The following is a 15,525-nucleotide window of genomic DNA, read 5'->3' on the forward strand; positions in this document are numbered from 1 at the left end:
TAATCGGCAATCGGACTATGTTCTTGTCCATTTCGGCAATCGGTACAAGTTCTTGTCCTTGGCTCGGGACAAGAACTTGTACCGATAAAATAAAATAGCCGCTAAAATAGCGACTTCAATGGGAACATGTTCTTGTCCCTCGACCCAGTCTGGTGGGTAACTTTCTGTCACTACCACCCTTCACAAATTACCTATCCATGTTGTTTACAGCGTTTCTCATATGGTATCCAATAAATAACGATTTTATACACCTGCATTCAACGAAAAAAGAGCAGCGTGCTAAAAACTGCAATCCGTTCATTGCATATTAAATTTTCGGCTAAGTTTCTTCATTTATTGACGAGATATCATTAAATTACTGGTATATATCTTCCACACAAGTTTACTATCAGTGAAAGTTCCTATCCACCAGTTATTATCACCAGGAAAATAAAACAGAATATCTTCTCTTCCATCACCATTGAAATCCATTACCCAAAACGGCCGGCCGTCATTGATTCCGTGTCCAAAGCCAACAGTGTTACCTAACGGAGAACTTTGGTAGGACTTTATGTCATTCTCCAGTCTGGTAGGTAACTTTATGTCACTCCCACCAAGGATTAGAATTTGTCAATGAATATTGTAATAGAGTCTGATAGAATAAAATGATACTTTTAACATGTAAAAATTAGTCTTATTTACAAAATAAACTAAGGAGATGGTTACGTGTTAAAAAAATTTATCGCTGCTTCTCTTATTACCACTACAATACTCCCTGTTTCAGGAGCCTTTGCAGCTGAAGATGTAAACACAGTATTTCTACCGTCATACACCCCAGCAATCGCTAATGAGTTAAGCAATTCAGATATTTCTACTTTGGCTTTGTCTTCATATTATAAAGTAAATGATTATTCTAACTTCAGAAAAACCCCTTCACCAACAGGAGTAAATATTGGCTCTCATGTATACGGTGATATTGTATATGGTGGCACAGAGAGTGTAATTGCTGATGGCATGACTTATTTATATGTATATAGTTATAAATATCAAACATGGGGATGGGTGCAAAACTACTTTTTAGATAGAATTGAACAACCTTAAAGATATAAAGTAAGAAACGGCATTAAGATAACCTGCTCTACCTCGCATTCAATAAAAAATGAGCAGTCTGTAACTACGTCAGCTGCTCATTTTTTAACCAACCGTTTTTTTATTGACGAGATATCATTAAATTACTGGTATATATCTTCCACACAAGTTTATTATCTGTGAAAGTTCCTATCCACCAGTTATTATCGCCCGGAAAATAAAACAGAATATCTTCTCTTCCATCACCATTGAAATCCCCTACCCAGAACGGTCGACCATCGTTGATCCCATGTCCAAAGCCAACAGTGTTACCGGCAAGATTCCACTTTAATTCCGATCCATTATAAGAGCCAAGCCACCAGTTATCATCCCCTGGGAAGTAAAAAAGGATCTCATCCATCGTTGAATTAGAAAACCTTCCCGTCCAAAACGGCCGACCGTCATTGATCCCATGTCCAAAACCAGCGGTGTTACCGACGAAATGCCATTTTAGCTCCGTACCTTCAAATACCCCAAGCCACCAATTATCGTCACCTGGGAAATAAAACAGAATATCTTCTCTTCCATCACCATTGAAATCCCCTACCCAGAACGGTCGACCATCGTTGATCCCATGTCCAAAACCAACAGTGTTACCGGCAAGATTCCACTTTAATTCCGATCCATTGTAAGAGCCAAGCCACCAGTTATCATCACCTGGGAAGTAAAATAGAATCTCATCCATTGTGGAATTAGAAAACTTTCCCGTCCAAAACGGCCGACCATCATTGATCCCGTGTCCAAAACCAGCAGTGTTACCGACGAAATACCATTTTAGCTCCGTACCTTCAAATGCTCCAAGCCACCAATTATCGTCACCTGGGAAATAAAACAGAATATCTTCTCTTCCGTCACCATTGAAATCCCCTACCCAGAACGGCCGCCCATCGTTGATCCCATGTCCAAAACCAACAGTGTTACCGGCAAGATTCCACTTTAATTCTGGTCCATTGTAAGAACCGAGCCACCAGTTATCATCACCTGGAAAGTAAAAAAGGATCTCATCGTTATCATTGTTAGAAAATTTTCCTATCCAGGTTGGACAACCTCGTGGTGCTCCACCAAATCCATTTGTATTTCCAATAGGCTTACATTTTGCATTCCCGTCTCCTGTTTTTGAACAAAGCCACCAGTCATTATTTGAATCAAAAAATAACAACTGGTCTTCGCTGCCACTAAATTTACCTATCCAACCAGAAAGTTCTGAATCATTTACGAAGAATAGGCGAATAACGAAGTCTAATGCACACCAAGCTTCAATTCCATTCTCTTGGTTAAGATAACGGTTAATGTACTCGTAGCTCAGGTAACCAAAACCTTTATCTCCCCACCAATCACCCCAAGAATTTTTGAATTTCATCTTTTGATTGGTATCATCATATCCAACAATACATATTGCATGATGACTGCGGTACGTCGAATCTCCTGGAAGAGGAATAATCCCAGTTGTCTTGGCTTCGGTCCAATTGTCATAGACTGGTACTCCCATAACAAAAGGTCCGTTGTTAAATATACTGTTTTTCATTGCGTCTAATGAATCAAGCTTAGCATATGATAAAACTTTATTATCCGCAGCATTTGAATCAGCATTGGGGTGTGGATTATTAACTGAATACGCGATATACGGCCAATATTGCCATTCGCATACCCCACGATCTGTCAGAACTTGCATTGCGGTTCTAATGTAAGTCCCTTCTTGCGGTAAGTTATCAATCTCTTTGCATTTTTGATACAGATATCGCGGTGATAATTCAATGTATTTATTTTCTTCCTTCGATTCTTGAGCCTCTTTCATACCAACAGCACAGGCGAATCCAACACAGGTTCCTTCACTACCCTGGCTTTTAACCGGAGTACCATAAGGCGACTCATATTTTTCAGGAATGGTAGCCAAATTTAACTCGGCAGGGAATTCCCGAATAATAGCAGAAAATAAAATGTCTCTTTCATCCGGCGGGGACGGTACAGCCCCAAACCCAAATTCATCTAATGACATTTCAGACCTCCTACAGGCTTAATTTCTAAGCCTAAGCTTCTGTTACTTGAATAAAATTTATTCATTAGCATTTAGCTGGGGTTATACTGCACTTACCCTTTGATCGTATTTAGACAACTATCTGTTAGTGCAGTGCTAAAAGCCTGTTAAGTTACGATGCACTCGTTTAAAGAGCAGACCCAACAAGTTGAACAGAAAATAGAGAATCCCAGAAGAATGTAGGGTTCTCTATTTTTTGTTCATTATGTGTTGTCATAACCCACTCATTCTCATTAAAGAGTTCAGGTCCAATCTAGCTTGATCATTACAACTAAGAATTACTTAGTACTAACGGAGCAAGATTCTGGTTGATAAATGTTTCTATATATTTATCCAGACTACTTAACTTTCTCCGGGTCTACGTTTCCTCTCAGCTGATTTTTCTTTCAACCTCTTATTAAGCAACAATTGTGCAGTACGAGAGCTAAACGTTTTACCGCATCCTATACATCTGAACCTTGGCGTCCCAGATACAGAATTTACTCCGTATTTATTGGTGTGGGTAGATCCACAGTGTGGGCACCTCGAAACCCTTATGTACTCAGTCCATCCCATTTCAAATTCTTACCTCCGTTCTTAAAATTCTAGTCATTCGTCTTCGGTTGTGTTACCTTCCTGCATCTCTCCAGGTAAATGACCATCCTAAGATTTATCTATAATTTAATTTACATCTATCCCTTTAAATCTGATCTTTCTCTGATATTCATTTTTGTTGATTAACTTACCAATCTCAAATACAGCAGCTAAAGCTAGATTGGTTACAGGCGCAAGATGACTGTTATCAACTACTCTAGTATAATTTACGCCATCACAACTGATATTGTGAAACACTTCATTTTCCATTCTATATATTTCATCTAAATCTAACTTTATTTGGCCTTCATTATTCAAAATACCAGTAGTGATAGAATGGTTTCCACTATTCACGAATGTTACTCCAAATGGTAACCAAAGCTCTAATCGATGATTATCGTCCTGTGTCCAATCACCATACTCTTTGTTTTCGCCAATACAGAGAAATGCTCTCAACAGCCTGTCTATATGCCACGGACGAGTTAAGACTGGGTCCTCTCCTAAATTAATAAGAACTTCTTTTCCAGAGGTTTGAATAATTTCAGAAATGCGTTGTCCAGAGACTCGAGACCTCTCAAGCATTGTATGAAAACTGACAGAATGAGAAAGTGATGTCTTGTACAAGTACTTCTCTCCCTCATCAACTGAAATATAGTGCGTTCGTTTACTTCTCGATCCAGGATTGGGAAGAATTTTGTTAATACCAACTGTAAATACCTTAGCATCATCATGAGTAGAGACGGAGCGATAAACGTTTTTATAAAACTCTTGATTTACTAAACCTTTAATTAAAATATAGATTGGATGAGTATCTCCATATTTGTAATCAGTAGGTGTGTTTAGTATTTCTCTAGCCAGGGATAGTATATTTTCAAACTCTTCTCTTTGCTTATTTTCTTGCTTTAATTTACTTGCTTCTTCTCTTTGCTGAAGTTCCTGTTCTAGTTTCCTAGTATCTTCTCTTTTTCGTTTAAACATGCCATTCCTTCCTTCATCTATTTATTAGCTACTCTTCTTTTGACACACAATTTAATTATAGTAAATGCAGTCAGTACAAACTACTCCACAAGCACCTCATATATCGTCCCTTTAAAAGCTCTAATTCAACAAGATTCCGTAGTAAACCGCTGATTAATATAAGCCCCCAATTCCCAATCCATTGGGCAGAAGGTTATAATGGTTGAAGGCTCTTATAGATGGGGTGAGGTGATTTATTATTTTTAACGACAAGTTGATTAACTCCCTTCAGCATACACATATCCATTTAGTTAAAGAATGGAACTTATCTAAAACCAATCAATTTCTTCCGGAAGAAGTCACAGCTGATTCACACCGAAGAGTTTGGTGGAAATGTGCCTCTGGGCATGAGGAATTTGATCCCATCAGGATTCGTGTTCGAAATAACGGTTGTATTCAATGTAAGCGAGAAGCTAAGAAAATACTAGAAGCTAATAAGGAACTAGATAAAAACCCATTAACGGGCACCTTTACTGATCTGATACATAACCCTAATATGAAGCTCATTGAGGTACTAGGGCTGCCACAGGACTTTACTGCTAACATAAGCATTGAGTCACTTTATGAAGGGGATAATGAATTTGATAGGAGGATTTATCTTTCTCTAAAGCGGTATGGTTTAAATACTGTTGATCAAATCCTGCAACTTACCTACAATAAACTGGATTCTATTAGGAACTTAGGAGAACGATCCCAGATCAAGTTATATACCATTTTGAAATCAAAATTCTGCTGTTGACCCAATTACATTGTGCCTATCGTGGACTCTAACTCCCTTTTACTTCATCTAATGAAAAAGCGAGCTACACATGATTGTGTTAGCTCGCTTTGATAATTCTCTTTTGCTAATACGAATGTTTACTTACTCTCTACTGTTAATGCTTACTCCCACTCTGTTCACTCCATCTCACAATCACGCCAAGTTTACTCTTTTGTGTTAATTTCGATATGCCTTATCAAGGTTAATCCAATAATCAGCCGGTGGCTTAAAGACTTTTGCTAACTCATCAGCAAAATATTGGGTTACTGGTTCTTTACTCATGAAAAAAGACGCTAGACTTTCATTTGCTATTCCTGTTTTCTTTGAGAGATCATCCAGATCCATACCTTTTGCAACCATTAGTTCAATAACCTTGTCTCCAATAGGGAATGCGTTTGGGTTATTAATTTGATTCATAAATTCGCGTATCTCCTTTGTTCATATGTCTTAAAATAACTTTAATTCGATTTAGTTGAAATATATCATTATAAAGTCAGGGTGTAAATCAAATTATACAACTTTGTATGTTTTGATTTACACGTATGTTTACTATGTAAATCAGCTTTATAAGTGCAAACAAGAAGGACCACTTCAATTTCGAAGTGGTCCTTCTTGTTTAATTCGTGTTTTCAAGGAGTTGCCAGAGCCCATCGTATAGTCTTAAGAACCTTCGAGAACCTTATCCTCTATAACAGGAGCAGGAATTTCTGTAATCTCAATCGACTCTTCGGGACCAAAGCTTTGAATCTTCATTGGCATGGAGTCCAGATATTTATACTCCTCCGTTTTAGTTGAACTTCCGATAATATTACCCTCTTTATCTTTTGTGAAAATTTCACGTTTAGTAGGTAATCCAGTATCCAAATCAATGGTTACTATCTCTTTATGAAGGTCATCTTCAGCAAGAGCCTGTTGCTCGTTTTTGTCTGAAGAAGTCAAGGATTTCATTTCATTAGACTCAAGTACCGTCCAATCCTGACTTTCCAGTTCATTCTTCGCCTCTTCTAACAGAGAGATCTGCAGTAACTTTTCATTTTCTGCAGCGATGTTCTCTGGCATAGTCCAGGTGTTACCCACTAACTTCCCTGTTTCAAAATCCCGTCCGTATGAAGTGATTTTCTTCCCGCCATCTTCAATGACGAGTTTATTATGAAGTTGGTTGTCCCGGTATTCCTCCGTGATTTCAGTGAGGTTCTCACGATCACGGTAGCGAATGATGTAGGACCCGTCTTCCATGGTTTCTTTGATGTATTCCACCTTGCCTTGTGTTGCCTTATTGGCAGCACTTAGAACATCACTCTGAGCACTAACTATCGTTGGTTGATTGAGGTACATATAGCCACTTACAGCGACAGCTGCCAGTGGTAATGTTAGCAAAGAAGCCATTGTCTTTTTCTTCACAGGGGATTCCTCCTTTTTTCGCTACAATTATAACGCTTTATTCTGCTTTTAAGTTCCAGCCATTTACAAATCCATTGTCAAAAGTTCCTGATGAGTTTGAACCGGCTTGAAAGTCTTGTACTCTCCAAGCATTCGGGTTGCAAGCAGATGCCTTCAATTCTGAGTCAAAGGATTGTAGGTAATAATTTTCATTTAGCCCCTTCATGACACCACTCATATTGCTACAATCATTTGAAAACATTTGAGTCCATCTACTTGTTTTGGCAACAGAAGTATAATAATAATTGAAAGATGTAGGACCAGTAGTGTTGTACCAAGCAGCATAGCCTAGAGCTGCGTTAGCATAGTATCCAATGCTGGAATTAGGATAATATGTACGTTGCCACGTGTAGCTGTCTGCTGTAGTCAACCCACATGCTCCAGACGGGCAGTACTCCACGAGATCTGTTCCCATACTCACTTGGCCAATAATAGGGTATGACGTGCCTGCGCCACTGCGAATGTTCAGACCGGATGTTTTTACATCGTATACGTTGGTCTTCTTGTCATACGAGTTAAGGGCATCAATTGTACCTGTTGGAACATAGAATGATACGATTGCAAATACAAATAAGATGAGATACTTACTGCTTAGGTTGATCAATTTTACCACAAATATCAACTCCCTCCATATTATGTACAAAAACATATTACCATATCCAACCAATAATATGTTACAAATTGTAATATAATCAAATAATATATCGTTTCATAATGATAATATCCAATTTTATCATCATCCTTTTTACGTATTACAACACAGAATATGACCCATAATCATATGGGCGATTGCAAGACACTACCCCAAAACAAAAAGCCCGTACAGACGATATTTATCTGTGACAGGGCTTTTGAAGTGAGACAGTTTTATTCGTAGACCTTTAGACCTTAACCTTGCTTACATTTAAGTTTAGTTCACAGCTTTGATTCTACAGTTGATACTACTAAGTGGAGTTTGTTGTTTTTTCATGATTAGATCCAGAATCAAATTTTAAGAACCTTCCAGAACCTTATCCTCTATAACAGGAGCAGGAATTTCTGTAATCTCAATCGACTCTTCGGGACCAAAGCTTTGAATCTTCATTGGTATGGAGTCCAGATATTTATACTCCTCCGTTTTAGTTGAACTTCCGATAATATTACCCTCTTTATCTTTCGTGAAAATCTCACGTTTAGTAGGTAAGCCGGTATCCAAATCAATGGTTACTATCTCTTTATGAAGGTCATCTTCAGCAAGAGCCTGTTTCTCGTTTTTGTCTGAAGCAGTCAAGGATTTCATTTCATTAGACTCAAGTACCGTCCAATCCTGACTTTCCAGTTCATTCTTCGCCTCTTCTAACAATGAGATCTGCAGTAACTTTTCATTTTCTGCAGCGATATTCTCTGGCATAGTCCAGGTGTTACCCACTAACTTCCCTGTTTCAAAATCCCGTCCGTATGAAGTGATTTTCTTCCCGCCATCTTCAATGACGAGTTTATTATGAAGTTGGTTGTCCCGGTATTCCTCCGTGATTTCAGTGAGGTTTTCACGATCACGGTAGCGAATGATGTAGGATCCGTCTTCCATGGTTTCTTTGATGTATTCCACCTTACCTTGTGTTGCCTTATTGGCAGCACTTAGAACATCACTCTGAGCACTAACTATCGTTGGTTGGTTGAGGTACATATAGCCACTTACAGCGACAGCCGCCAGCGGTAATGTAAGTAATGAAGCCAATGTCTTTTTCTTCACAGGGAAACTCCTCCTTTTTTCGATACATTTATAACGTCTTATTCAGCTTTTAAGTTCCAGCCATTTACATATCCGCTATCAAAATATCCGCTTGAGTTAGAACCTGCCTGAAAATCTTGCACTCGCCAAGCATTCGGGTTACATGTGGAAGCATGCAATTCAGAGTCAAAGGATTGTAGGTAGTAATTTTCATTCAGACCCTTCATGACGCCACTCATATTGCTACAATCACTTGAGAACATTTGAGTCCATCTGCTCGTTTTTGCTACATAAGTATAATGATAATTGAAAGTTCTATTGCCAACTGTGTTGTACCATGCAGCGTAACCTAGAGCAGCGTTAGCATAATATCCAATACTTGCATTTGGATAATATACACGTTTCCACGCCTGGCTGTCAGCAGTAGTGTTGGAGCATACGCCGTCTGGACAATAGTCAACTAAGTCCGTACCTTGACTCACTTGAGCTATTATTGGATAGGAAGTCCCCATTCCGCTACGTATGTTCAATCCAGCTGTCTTTACGTCATAAACAGGTTGCTTTTTTTGGTATGAAGCTAGGGCAGCATCAATTTTACCGGTTGGTACATAGAATGATACGATTGCAAATACAAATAAGACGAGATACTTACTGCTTAGCTTAGTCCATTTTACCACAAATATTAACCCCCTCCAGATTTTATACAAAACTATACTACCATATCCAACCAATAATTTGTTACAATTTGTAACTAATTGATAAATATTGGATTAAAAAATAAGTGACTGAATCGTGAAATATAGTTCATATTATGTTGTCCACTGATTTACTTACCTCACCCTATGAATGAAATAAAATATATATTTATCTGACTTTTGTGTTAATAAAAGTTCTTTCAAAAATACAAAAAAAGTCGCTTAAATAGCGACTTTTTTTGTATTCGATCTCGGCTAGGTTTCAACATTATTGATTTAATAATCTTCTAATCCTTGAGTTGATGTCTTACTATGTAAATTGGAGCTAAGCTCCTTTAGGTGATGTGATACAAATTTAGTTAAATGATACTCTTTTTATGAATGCCAAATACATAGAACAATGATAGAGGTGGCTTTACACTTCATTTTTGTACTTTTTATACTTGTGCTGGTTTGTAATCTTTCCTTGAAATGTATTCTCCATCATATCCAATGATCCTGAGGTAGATTCTCATAAGCAAATCGTTATAATCAGTATAAAAGTTGTAGAGTTCATTACTATTCATAAATGGAATTGCGCCTGTATGGAACAATGGATTCCGTACCTTTCTCAGATCGTCAGTCAATAAATTTTTAGGTATAAATCGAAGCTGCTTATTAATCGATGTCATTTTCTTTTGAATGTTCATTAGCTCTAATTCATCTCTACTTAAACAACCAAGGCTGACGAGATAGTTTGAAATGAGGAATTCATACGCCATAATTAACTGTGCCAGCTTGTTATCAATGAATGTTTGATTTTGTATATCTACGATTCTATTCGTATACTCATTTAACTTTAAGGAGTCTTCTAGTTCTCTATACTTCTGATACGAAGAATCAAATAGATGCTTAAGTCCTCTCCTTGTTAAAAAGTTATCAATAATAGCTTCATTATTAAACCTTAATTTAGTAGTTTCCATAACATCGAATCTTACTATTTCATTATTCTCATCATAGTATTCGATTTTTTGTGGATAGTTAGTTGTTAAGGTTACTGAACTTAGGAAAGAAGTAATAGATTTAATCTCCTTCTTAACTTCCTCTAATGAGTGGCATTCGTGAGGTACTACTGTAATATAAGATAATACACCATGATTAATCCTCTTAGTATCAATGAGTTCCCTAATCTCATTAGAATTCTCCGTCAATTTAAATTCTAAAGCTAATCGCTTCAGATCTACCGAGAACTTATCAAAATTAAAACCACCATTGGTTTCCGTTTTTTCAAGACCCAAAAATTCGAAATTTGTTATATAGGCTATTGCTTTAGAAGGGTGAATACCTTCTACTCCTCTTTTTTCGAAAGTAAACTCTGGTGATATACAGTAAAGTACATTTGTCTGGCCCTTTGAATTAGTGGATTCGATCCACAATTTTTCAATATTAACAGACCAACCTTCCATTTCATTACAGCGTCCTGAAAAACTGTGTTCATCAGGTTTATAATAGTGTATCCCCTGGTATTTTAGAATAAAGTGACTAGTCCCCGTAATATCTAAACAAAACTCCCATGAAACAGGGATAGATGTCGAATCAGTCATAAGATTTCCTACTCCTGAAAGATATCTTATTAGGGAATAGGGGTAGATGTCACCCAATTTGTTATGAAAATCATTCTCTGGTACCTGACTATCTCCGTTTATCAATTCTTCAGCTCCTATCTTACTAATTGGAGAAATATGAAAAATCATCTTGTGAACATTTTTAGAGAACGTTTTGAGGATAGTATTCACTCTTATTCAGCTCCAAATTATTGATAACTACTGAAATTATATCATCATTGCCTTATTCTACTCACAAAGTTTCAACATTATGAGTTTCGTAGCTATCAAGTAAGCTTAGATTTGTTCTATAGGAGGGTTAAGACACTTGTCCGATCTTCCTTAATTCTATTTCTGATCTCACCTTCAAGTCTTCATTGCTAAAGGTAGACTTAAACCAGGCGATTGGATTATCAATCTTGTTATTTATTAAACCTTCCGCGAACTTTTTTAAAGCTCTATAAATCGAATCAAAATGGTACTTTTGGATGCTACTCTCGATAGATGGATATAGTTCAGAGATCAATCGCGGTGGAAGATTAAACAATTTGCAGCATGATAAAAATTCCTCTTGATGGAAACAGATTGCCCCTGTTCCTTGAAACTTTATCATTTTTTCTACCACGTCTGCATATCGTGCATATTGTGCCACTTCAGGCATGTGTTCGCGCATAGGTGGTGTATCTTCTTCTTCTTCAAGATCTGTTGAAGGATAAAGATCTAAAGAATCTTGATTAATAAAACCTGCTTTATAGGGTGCATGCTGTGCATGTGAAAAATCAGCTTCATATGCATGCTGTGCATTATTAAGTGCATGATGTGCATCTTCCTGTATTTTTGATTTGAATTCATAAGCTACTTGAGAAGTATTGGTCTCGGTATATTGATTAGAAGTCTGTTTGACAGGGTGTCCTACTACCTCTTTAAAGCGAGCTTTTTTTTCAATTAAATTACGACTAACCAGATCCTTAACAACGTATTGGGCTTTGCGTTTAGACATCCCTCCAGCTGCTGCGATCGTATCATAATCTGGGAAGACATGCTCATGCTCAGCTTGATAGACTTTTATCACAATCATTATCATTTTTTCATATGTTTTAAGATCAGAGTTATCCAATATCCCTCGTAACCCCTTAATCAATTGCTGTTCAGATGAATTAAAATTAGATAGCATGAATAGTCCTCCTTAGAGTTCGTTCATGCCAATCCCCTTGAATTTGAAGCTTTTCTTCCGTATAATAAGGGAACCGGCATGTTAATGTTGTATTTAAGCGACTTTAACACGCCCCCAGGATATCTGTTTTTTCCAGAAACAGTTACCTGCGGTTTCGTTTTTAACTGCTGTCAAGAGTTCGCACCTCTAGATAGCGAGTGAATCAAATGCTTTTTCTAATTGGCCATGAGGCCTGCTCCCTTAGGGAGCTTTTTTTTAGGTATAACTTTTTGCCTTGTGGCATAAACTACTAATTTGCCTTATCGCCATTGTATTTTTTGCTAATTAGTGAGTCAAGATATCGGGGTTGAAAGGACATTTTTGAATTATCGGGGTTGAAAGGACATAAAGTCGGGGATGAAAGAACAACCTATCGGGGTTGAAAGAACGTTATGACGGGGTTGAAAAACACAGTTAACTTTTAAAGATTTTTTTTAGTATCGGGGTTGAAAGAACGTTAAAATATCGGGGTTGAAAGGACAACCTACCATATTATCGGGGTTGAAAGGACGCTATTCCACCTTTTCCCCCTGTTTCACTGATTGTCTTCACTGTATGAAAGTAACCTCCAAGTAGGCTAATCGCAATACTTCATCATTCGGACCATAGCTTTCGCCTTACCAAAACAGGCTGAATGCCAGGCTGCTGGTTAGACCCGCTACCTCCGAAGAGATCCACAACGATATTCCCAGGTCGGCTGCTGTAATTGTTATGGTAATAGTTCCAGCGGCTTCTGCATAGGATGAACGTGCTTACCAACATTTCCGCGGGTTACACCTCCCAAACCGTGGACGGTTCTGCCTCTTTAACTGGTAAGCCAGCTCGTCAAACTGTGCTTTGCCGACGATCCCCGTACCAAGAAGGGGCCATCGAGTGAGCATAGAAAACAGGCTTATGTGCCAACGATACTGCGACCAGCCGAATGATGCTGAATTCTTAACTCATACTCACTGGCTGTGAACAACAATACCTGCAGCATTCATTGCGTCTTAGAATTCCCTCTGATAGGACGAAGGATGGTAAACGTAATTACCTGCTGCTGGATCCATCAAACTAGCATAACGTTCAAAAAGGGCATTTAAATAGCCCACAAATTCCTCTGCAGGCATGTCGTCATTCTGTATCCTACTGTGCCCATCGGCAGCCAATCGTGCAGAAACACTTTTGACTGCAACGTTAAAAGGGGAGCTGTCAGATGTTACCCCTCTTCGTCTAAGGAACTGAGTATTATCCAAAGCACTTGAACATCGAAGTTATCCTCAACCACTAGATCCTCAATCTCGGGATCTGGAATACTCCCAAACTCTTCGATTAGATCCTCGAATTCTTCAGATCCAAGCCCGATAAAGTCAAATCTGCCCAGCTCTCCTGTAATTCGTCCAGCGACCTGCCCAGTCATCCCAATTCTCGATACTTTATTTTTAAAGCGATATTCAGGAGCCGTTCCTGCTGATAGTCTAGATCCACAAAAGAAACCTGCAGACCGGTATGGCCCTGCTCATAAACCAGGATCTTACATAGTTGATGACCACCGACCATGTTCCCTGTGCGTTCATTCCAGACGATCGACTCGACATAACCAATTCCTCAATTCTACACTTCAGCTTTTCATACTCGGGAATTGCCTGGCTGTAGGTCAACCCGGGGGTTATACTGCTGCATTGATCTGATCGAGTAGCACGGGATGTCATTATCTATACCTCCTTAATTTATGTAGAAAAAACACCCAAGATCTTTACTTGGATGTTCTTTGTCTAAAAATCTTAGGTAATCCGGTTTCGTATTCTTCCCTGTCATACTCCATACGCAGTTGCTTTTTCAATTCATTGTAATCTTTAACAGCTATTTTGACGAAGCGCTCTACAACATCGTTTGGGGTAATTCCTATGGATGATACATATTTACCCCATGCATCCAATAGTTCAGTAGAAGCATATGCAGAATTATCAAACATAAGTTTGTCAGTAAATTCTTTTGTTAAGAATTCATGATCTTTGATACTTCCAAGCATAACCACACTTTTTTTAGGGATTGTAAAAGAATCATATAGATGTGCTCTAGCAAGAATCAAAGCGTATAACGGACTGTATAAGTTATGTAGCCTTTCGAATTTGCGTCTCTTCTTCTCTTTGTACGGTTCTATAAAGAAATGTAAAATAAGAAATGTTAAAACTGCTATTATAGCTGAGATTCCTGCAGACAATAATGGGGTTGGAATTGAATTCATTTTTCACCTCTTTCAGATATCACAATTCGACATAAATCAGTACATGTCCTTCTGTAATAATTGAGTTGAGTTGATTTCAACGTTTGGGTGTCCATCGTATGCTTTCATACGCTCACTCAGTTGCTGTTCTCCGCTCGTCTATGGAATGATTCCTGTATTCGGATGCAATCAATTACACAGGCTTAAATGTCTCATATTCTGTCATAGAAGGCAAAAGAAAAGCACCGGTTAAGGTGCTAGGATGGCCAGATAGTTTTTTTTGCTGCTTCACTCAAAACATCTACAAGGATATCCCTTACGCCATCTCCAATGAACTTAGTAGTTTTATTCAAAACCTTTCCTATTCTTGTTGAAGCTAGAAGAGTTCTAGGTCCATCAGACATAGCGTCTTGAATATTATTTTCAAATTTCGCTATGTCTTCAGCTACTAATTCTTCATCTTCTTTGAGGAGTTCGATAGCCGCTTCCAACTTGGCCTTAGTCCAGGGGAATGCTGCTCCACAATCTTTACAGAAACTAGGTACGGTACTTCCACCGAAGTTAGCAACCCCCTCGACGTGTAATTCACCTTGGATAGCATTACCGCATTTTTCACAAGTACAGATTGTTTCTTTACCACATTCAGGGCAAAACTTTTTATTATCATCAGGGTATTTTTTCATAGCACTGTTAATTAAATGACCATTTTTACATACTTGTGCTTGATCATACCAATTTTGCTTCTGTTGTCCACCGTAGCCATACCCTAACCAATCCACATAGAATCCCCCTTAAGCTTCTGTTAACATCAGGAATATTCTACCTCTTTGGGACAAGATGGTCTACACTCCATTCCCTTGAGTGCGATCTGATTTTGAGCTAAGCCAGGAAGCTGCTCCATAGTTTTTATAATTGAATCTTAGTCTGTTTCTCTTGTCTATGACTGGACCAGTAGCTTTTATGGACGCTGATTCGCAGAATTCATGGCCACTATGGCATTTCCTCTCTTCCTGGGGAGTTGAGCCCCATCTCTCCTCTAACATCTATCTAAAATTGTGAAGAGATAATTGCCAGGGGTTATTCCCCTTAAGTCTATACATTTATCTTAGATAAAAACGTCGGGGATGAAAGAACGTATTATCGGGGTTGAAAGGACAAAAGGTCGGGGGTGAAAGAACATTTCGA

The 15,525-nt window shown here is 38.2% G+C and carries 15 protein-coding genes; 2 read left to right on the forward strand and 13 right to left on the reverse strand.

The annotated features are described in order from the left end of the window. Positions 1-705: 705 nt before the first annotated feature. Positions 706-1,080, forward strand: a complete 375-nt coding sequence (locus P364_RS0129525) for a hypothetical protein (RefSeq protein WP_024633620.1) — start codon at positions 706-708, stop codon at positions 1,078-1,080. A 109-nt stretch (positions 1,081-1,189) separates the two neighbouring features. On the opposite strand, the gene P364_RS0129530 is transcribed toward P364_RS0129525, so the two are convergent. The 3 genes from P364_RS0129530 to P364_RS0129535 all read right to left on the reverse strand — a co-directional run bounded on the left by P364_RS0129530 (position 1,190) and on the right by P364_RS0129535 (position 4,693). Next, positions 1,190-3,103, reverse strand: coding sequence for a C1 family peptidase (locus P364_RS0129530; protein ID WP_024633621.1), 1,914 nt, complete (start codon positions 3,101-3,103; stop codon positions 1,190-1,192). Positions 3,104-3,484: 381 nt separating this feature from the next. Beyond that, positions 3,485-3,697 carry a transposase-like zinc-binding domain-containing protein gene (locus P364_RS38805; protein ID WP_435874268.1) on the reverse strand — a complete coding sequence of 71 codons (213 nt, stop codon included), beginning with the start codon at positions 3,695-3,697 and terminating at the stop codon, positions 3,485-3,487. A gap of 105 nt (positions 3,698-3,802) precedes the next feature. After that, positions 3,803-4,693, reverse strand: a complete 891-nt coding sequence (locus P364_RS0129535; RefSeq protein ID WP_024633622.1) for a DUF6710 family protein — start codon at positions 4,691-4,693, stop codon at positions 3,803-3,805. Between the two features lie 253 nt (positions 4,694-4,946). Between P364_RS0129535 and P364_RS38810 the strand changes: the two genes are divergently transcribed. Then, entirely contained in the window at positions 4,947-5,471 is a 525-nt protein-coding gene (locus P364_RS38810) for a zinc-ribbon domain-containing protein (RefSeq protein ID WP_024633623.1), read from the forward strand. A 198-nt stretch (positions 5,472-5,669) separates the two neighbouring features. On the opposite strand, the gene P364_RS0129545 is transcribed toward P364_RS38810, so the two are convergent. From P364_RS0129545 to P364_RS0129595, 10 genes are all read right to left on the reverse strand, one after another. Further along, complete coding sequence (locus tag P364_RS0129545; protein WP_024633624.1) at positions 5,670-5,909, reverse strand: helix-turn-helix domain-containing protein; 240 nt, start codon at positions 5,907-5,909, stop codon at positions 5,670-5,672. Positions 5,910-6,152: 243 nt separating this feature from the next. Further along, entirely contained in the window at positions 6,153-6,893 is a 741-nt protein-coding gene (locus tag P364_RS0129550; protein WP_024633625.1) for a hypothetical protein, read from the reverse strand. A gap of 37 nt (positions 6,894-6,930) precedes the next feature. Then, positions 6,931-7,545, reverse strand: coding sequence for an SH3 domain-containing protein (locus P364_RS0129555; protein ID WP_024633626.1), 615 nt, complete (start codon positions 7,543-7,545; stop codon positions 6,931-6,933). A 378-nt stretch (positions 7,546-7,923) separates the two neighbouring features. Next, positions 7,924-8,664, reverse strand: coding sequence for a hypothetical protein (locus P364_RS0129560; protein ID WP_024633627.1), 741 nt, complete (start codon positions 8,662-8,664; stop codon positions 7,924-7,926). A 38-nt stretch (positions 8,665-8,702) separates the two neighbouring features. Further along, positions 8,703-9,320 carry a hypothetical protein gene (locus P364_RS0129565; protein ID WP_024633628.1) on the reverse strand — a complete coding sequence of 206 codons (618 nt, stop codon included), beginning with the start codon at positions 9,318-9,320 and terminating at the stop codon, positions 8,703-8,705. 455 nt (positions 9,321-9,775) lie between these two features. Continuing rightward, positions 9,776-11,113 carry a hypothetical protein gene (locus tag P364_RS0129570; RefSeq protein WP_024633629.1) on the reverse strand — a complete coding sequence of 446 codons (1,338 nt, stop codon included), beginning with the start codon at positions 11,111-11,113 and terminating at the stop codon, positions 9,776-9,778. Positions 11,114-11,240: 127 nt separating this feature from the next. Continuing rightward, on the reverse strand, positions 11,241-12,095 hold the full coding sequence (locus P364_RS0129575; protein ID WP_024633630.1) for a helix-turn-helix domain-containing protein: 855 nt from the start codon (positions 12,093-12,095) through the stop codon (positions 11,241-11,243). A gap of 1,237 nt (positions 12,096-13,332) precedes the next feature. Continuing rightward, complete coding sequence (locus P364_RS37985; RefSeq protein WP_024633631.1) at positions 13,333-13,533, reverse strand: hypothetical protein; 201 nt, start codon at positions 13,531-13,533, stop codon at positions 13,333-13,335. Between the two features lie 336 nt (positions 13,534-13,869). Continuing rightward, the gene (locus P364_RS0129590) at positions 13,870-14,361 is read right to left on the reverse strand and encodes a hypothetical protein (protein WP_024633633.1); all 492 of its coding nucleotides are present in this window, start codon (positions 14,359-14,361) and stop codon (positions 13,870-13,872) included. Between the two features lie 236 nt (positions 14,362-14,597). After that, the gene (locus P364_RS0129595; RefSeq protein ID WP_024633634.1) at positions 14,598-15,119 is read right to left on the reverse strand and encodes a DUF2321 domain-containing protein; all 522 of its coding nucleotides are present in this window, start codon (positions 15,117-15,119) and stop codon (positions 14,598-14,600) included. Positions 15,120-15,525: the final 406 nt, after the last annotated feature.

The organism is Paenibacillus sp. MAEPY2 (genome assembly GCF_000499205.1).
In the GTDB taxonomy this organism is placed as follows: domain Bacteria; phylum Bacillota; class Bacilli; order Paenibacillales; family Paenibacillaceae; genus Paenibacillus; species Paenibacillus vandeheii.

Bases quoted from the DNA above. Each gene is read 5' to 3' on its own strand.
- P364_RS0129530 (WP_024633621.1), bottom strand. From the start codon at position 3,103: ATGTCATTAGATGAATTTGGGTTTGGGGCTGTACCGTCCCCGCCGGAT.
- P364_RS38805 (WP_435874268.1), bottom strand. From the start codon at position 3,697: ATGGGATGGACTGAGTACATAAGGGTTTCGAGGTGCCCACACTGTGGA.
- P364_RS0129535 (WP_024633622.1), bottom strand. From the start codon at position 4,693: ATGTTTAAACGAAAAAGAGAAGATACTAGGAAACTAGAACAGGAACTT.
- P364_RS0129545 (WP_024633624.1), bottom strand. From the start codon at position 5,909: ATGAATCAAATTAATAACCCAAACGCATTCCCTATTGGAGACAAGGTT.
- P364_RS0129575 (WP_024633630.1), bottom strand. From the start codon at position 12,095: ATGCTATCTAATTTTAATTCATCTGAACAGCAATTGATTAAGGGGTTA.
- P364_RS37985 (WP_024633631.1), bottom strand. From the start codon at position 13,533: ATGACTGGGCAGGTCGCTGGACGAATTACAGGAGAGCTGGGCAGATTT.
- P364_RS0129590 (WP_024633633.1), bottom strand. From the start codon at position 14,361: ATGAATTCAATTCCAACCCCATTATTGTCTGCAGGAATCTCAGCTATA.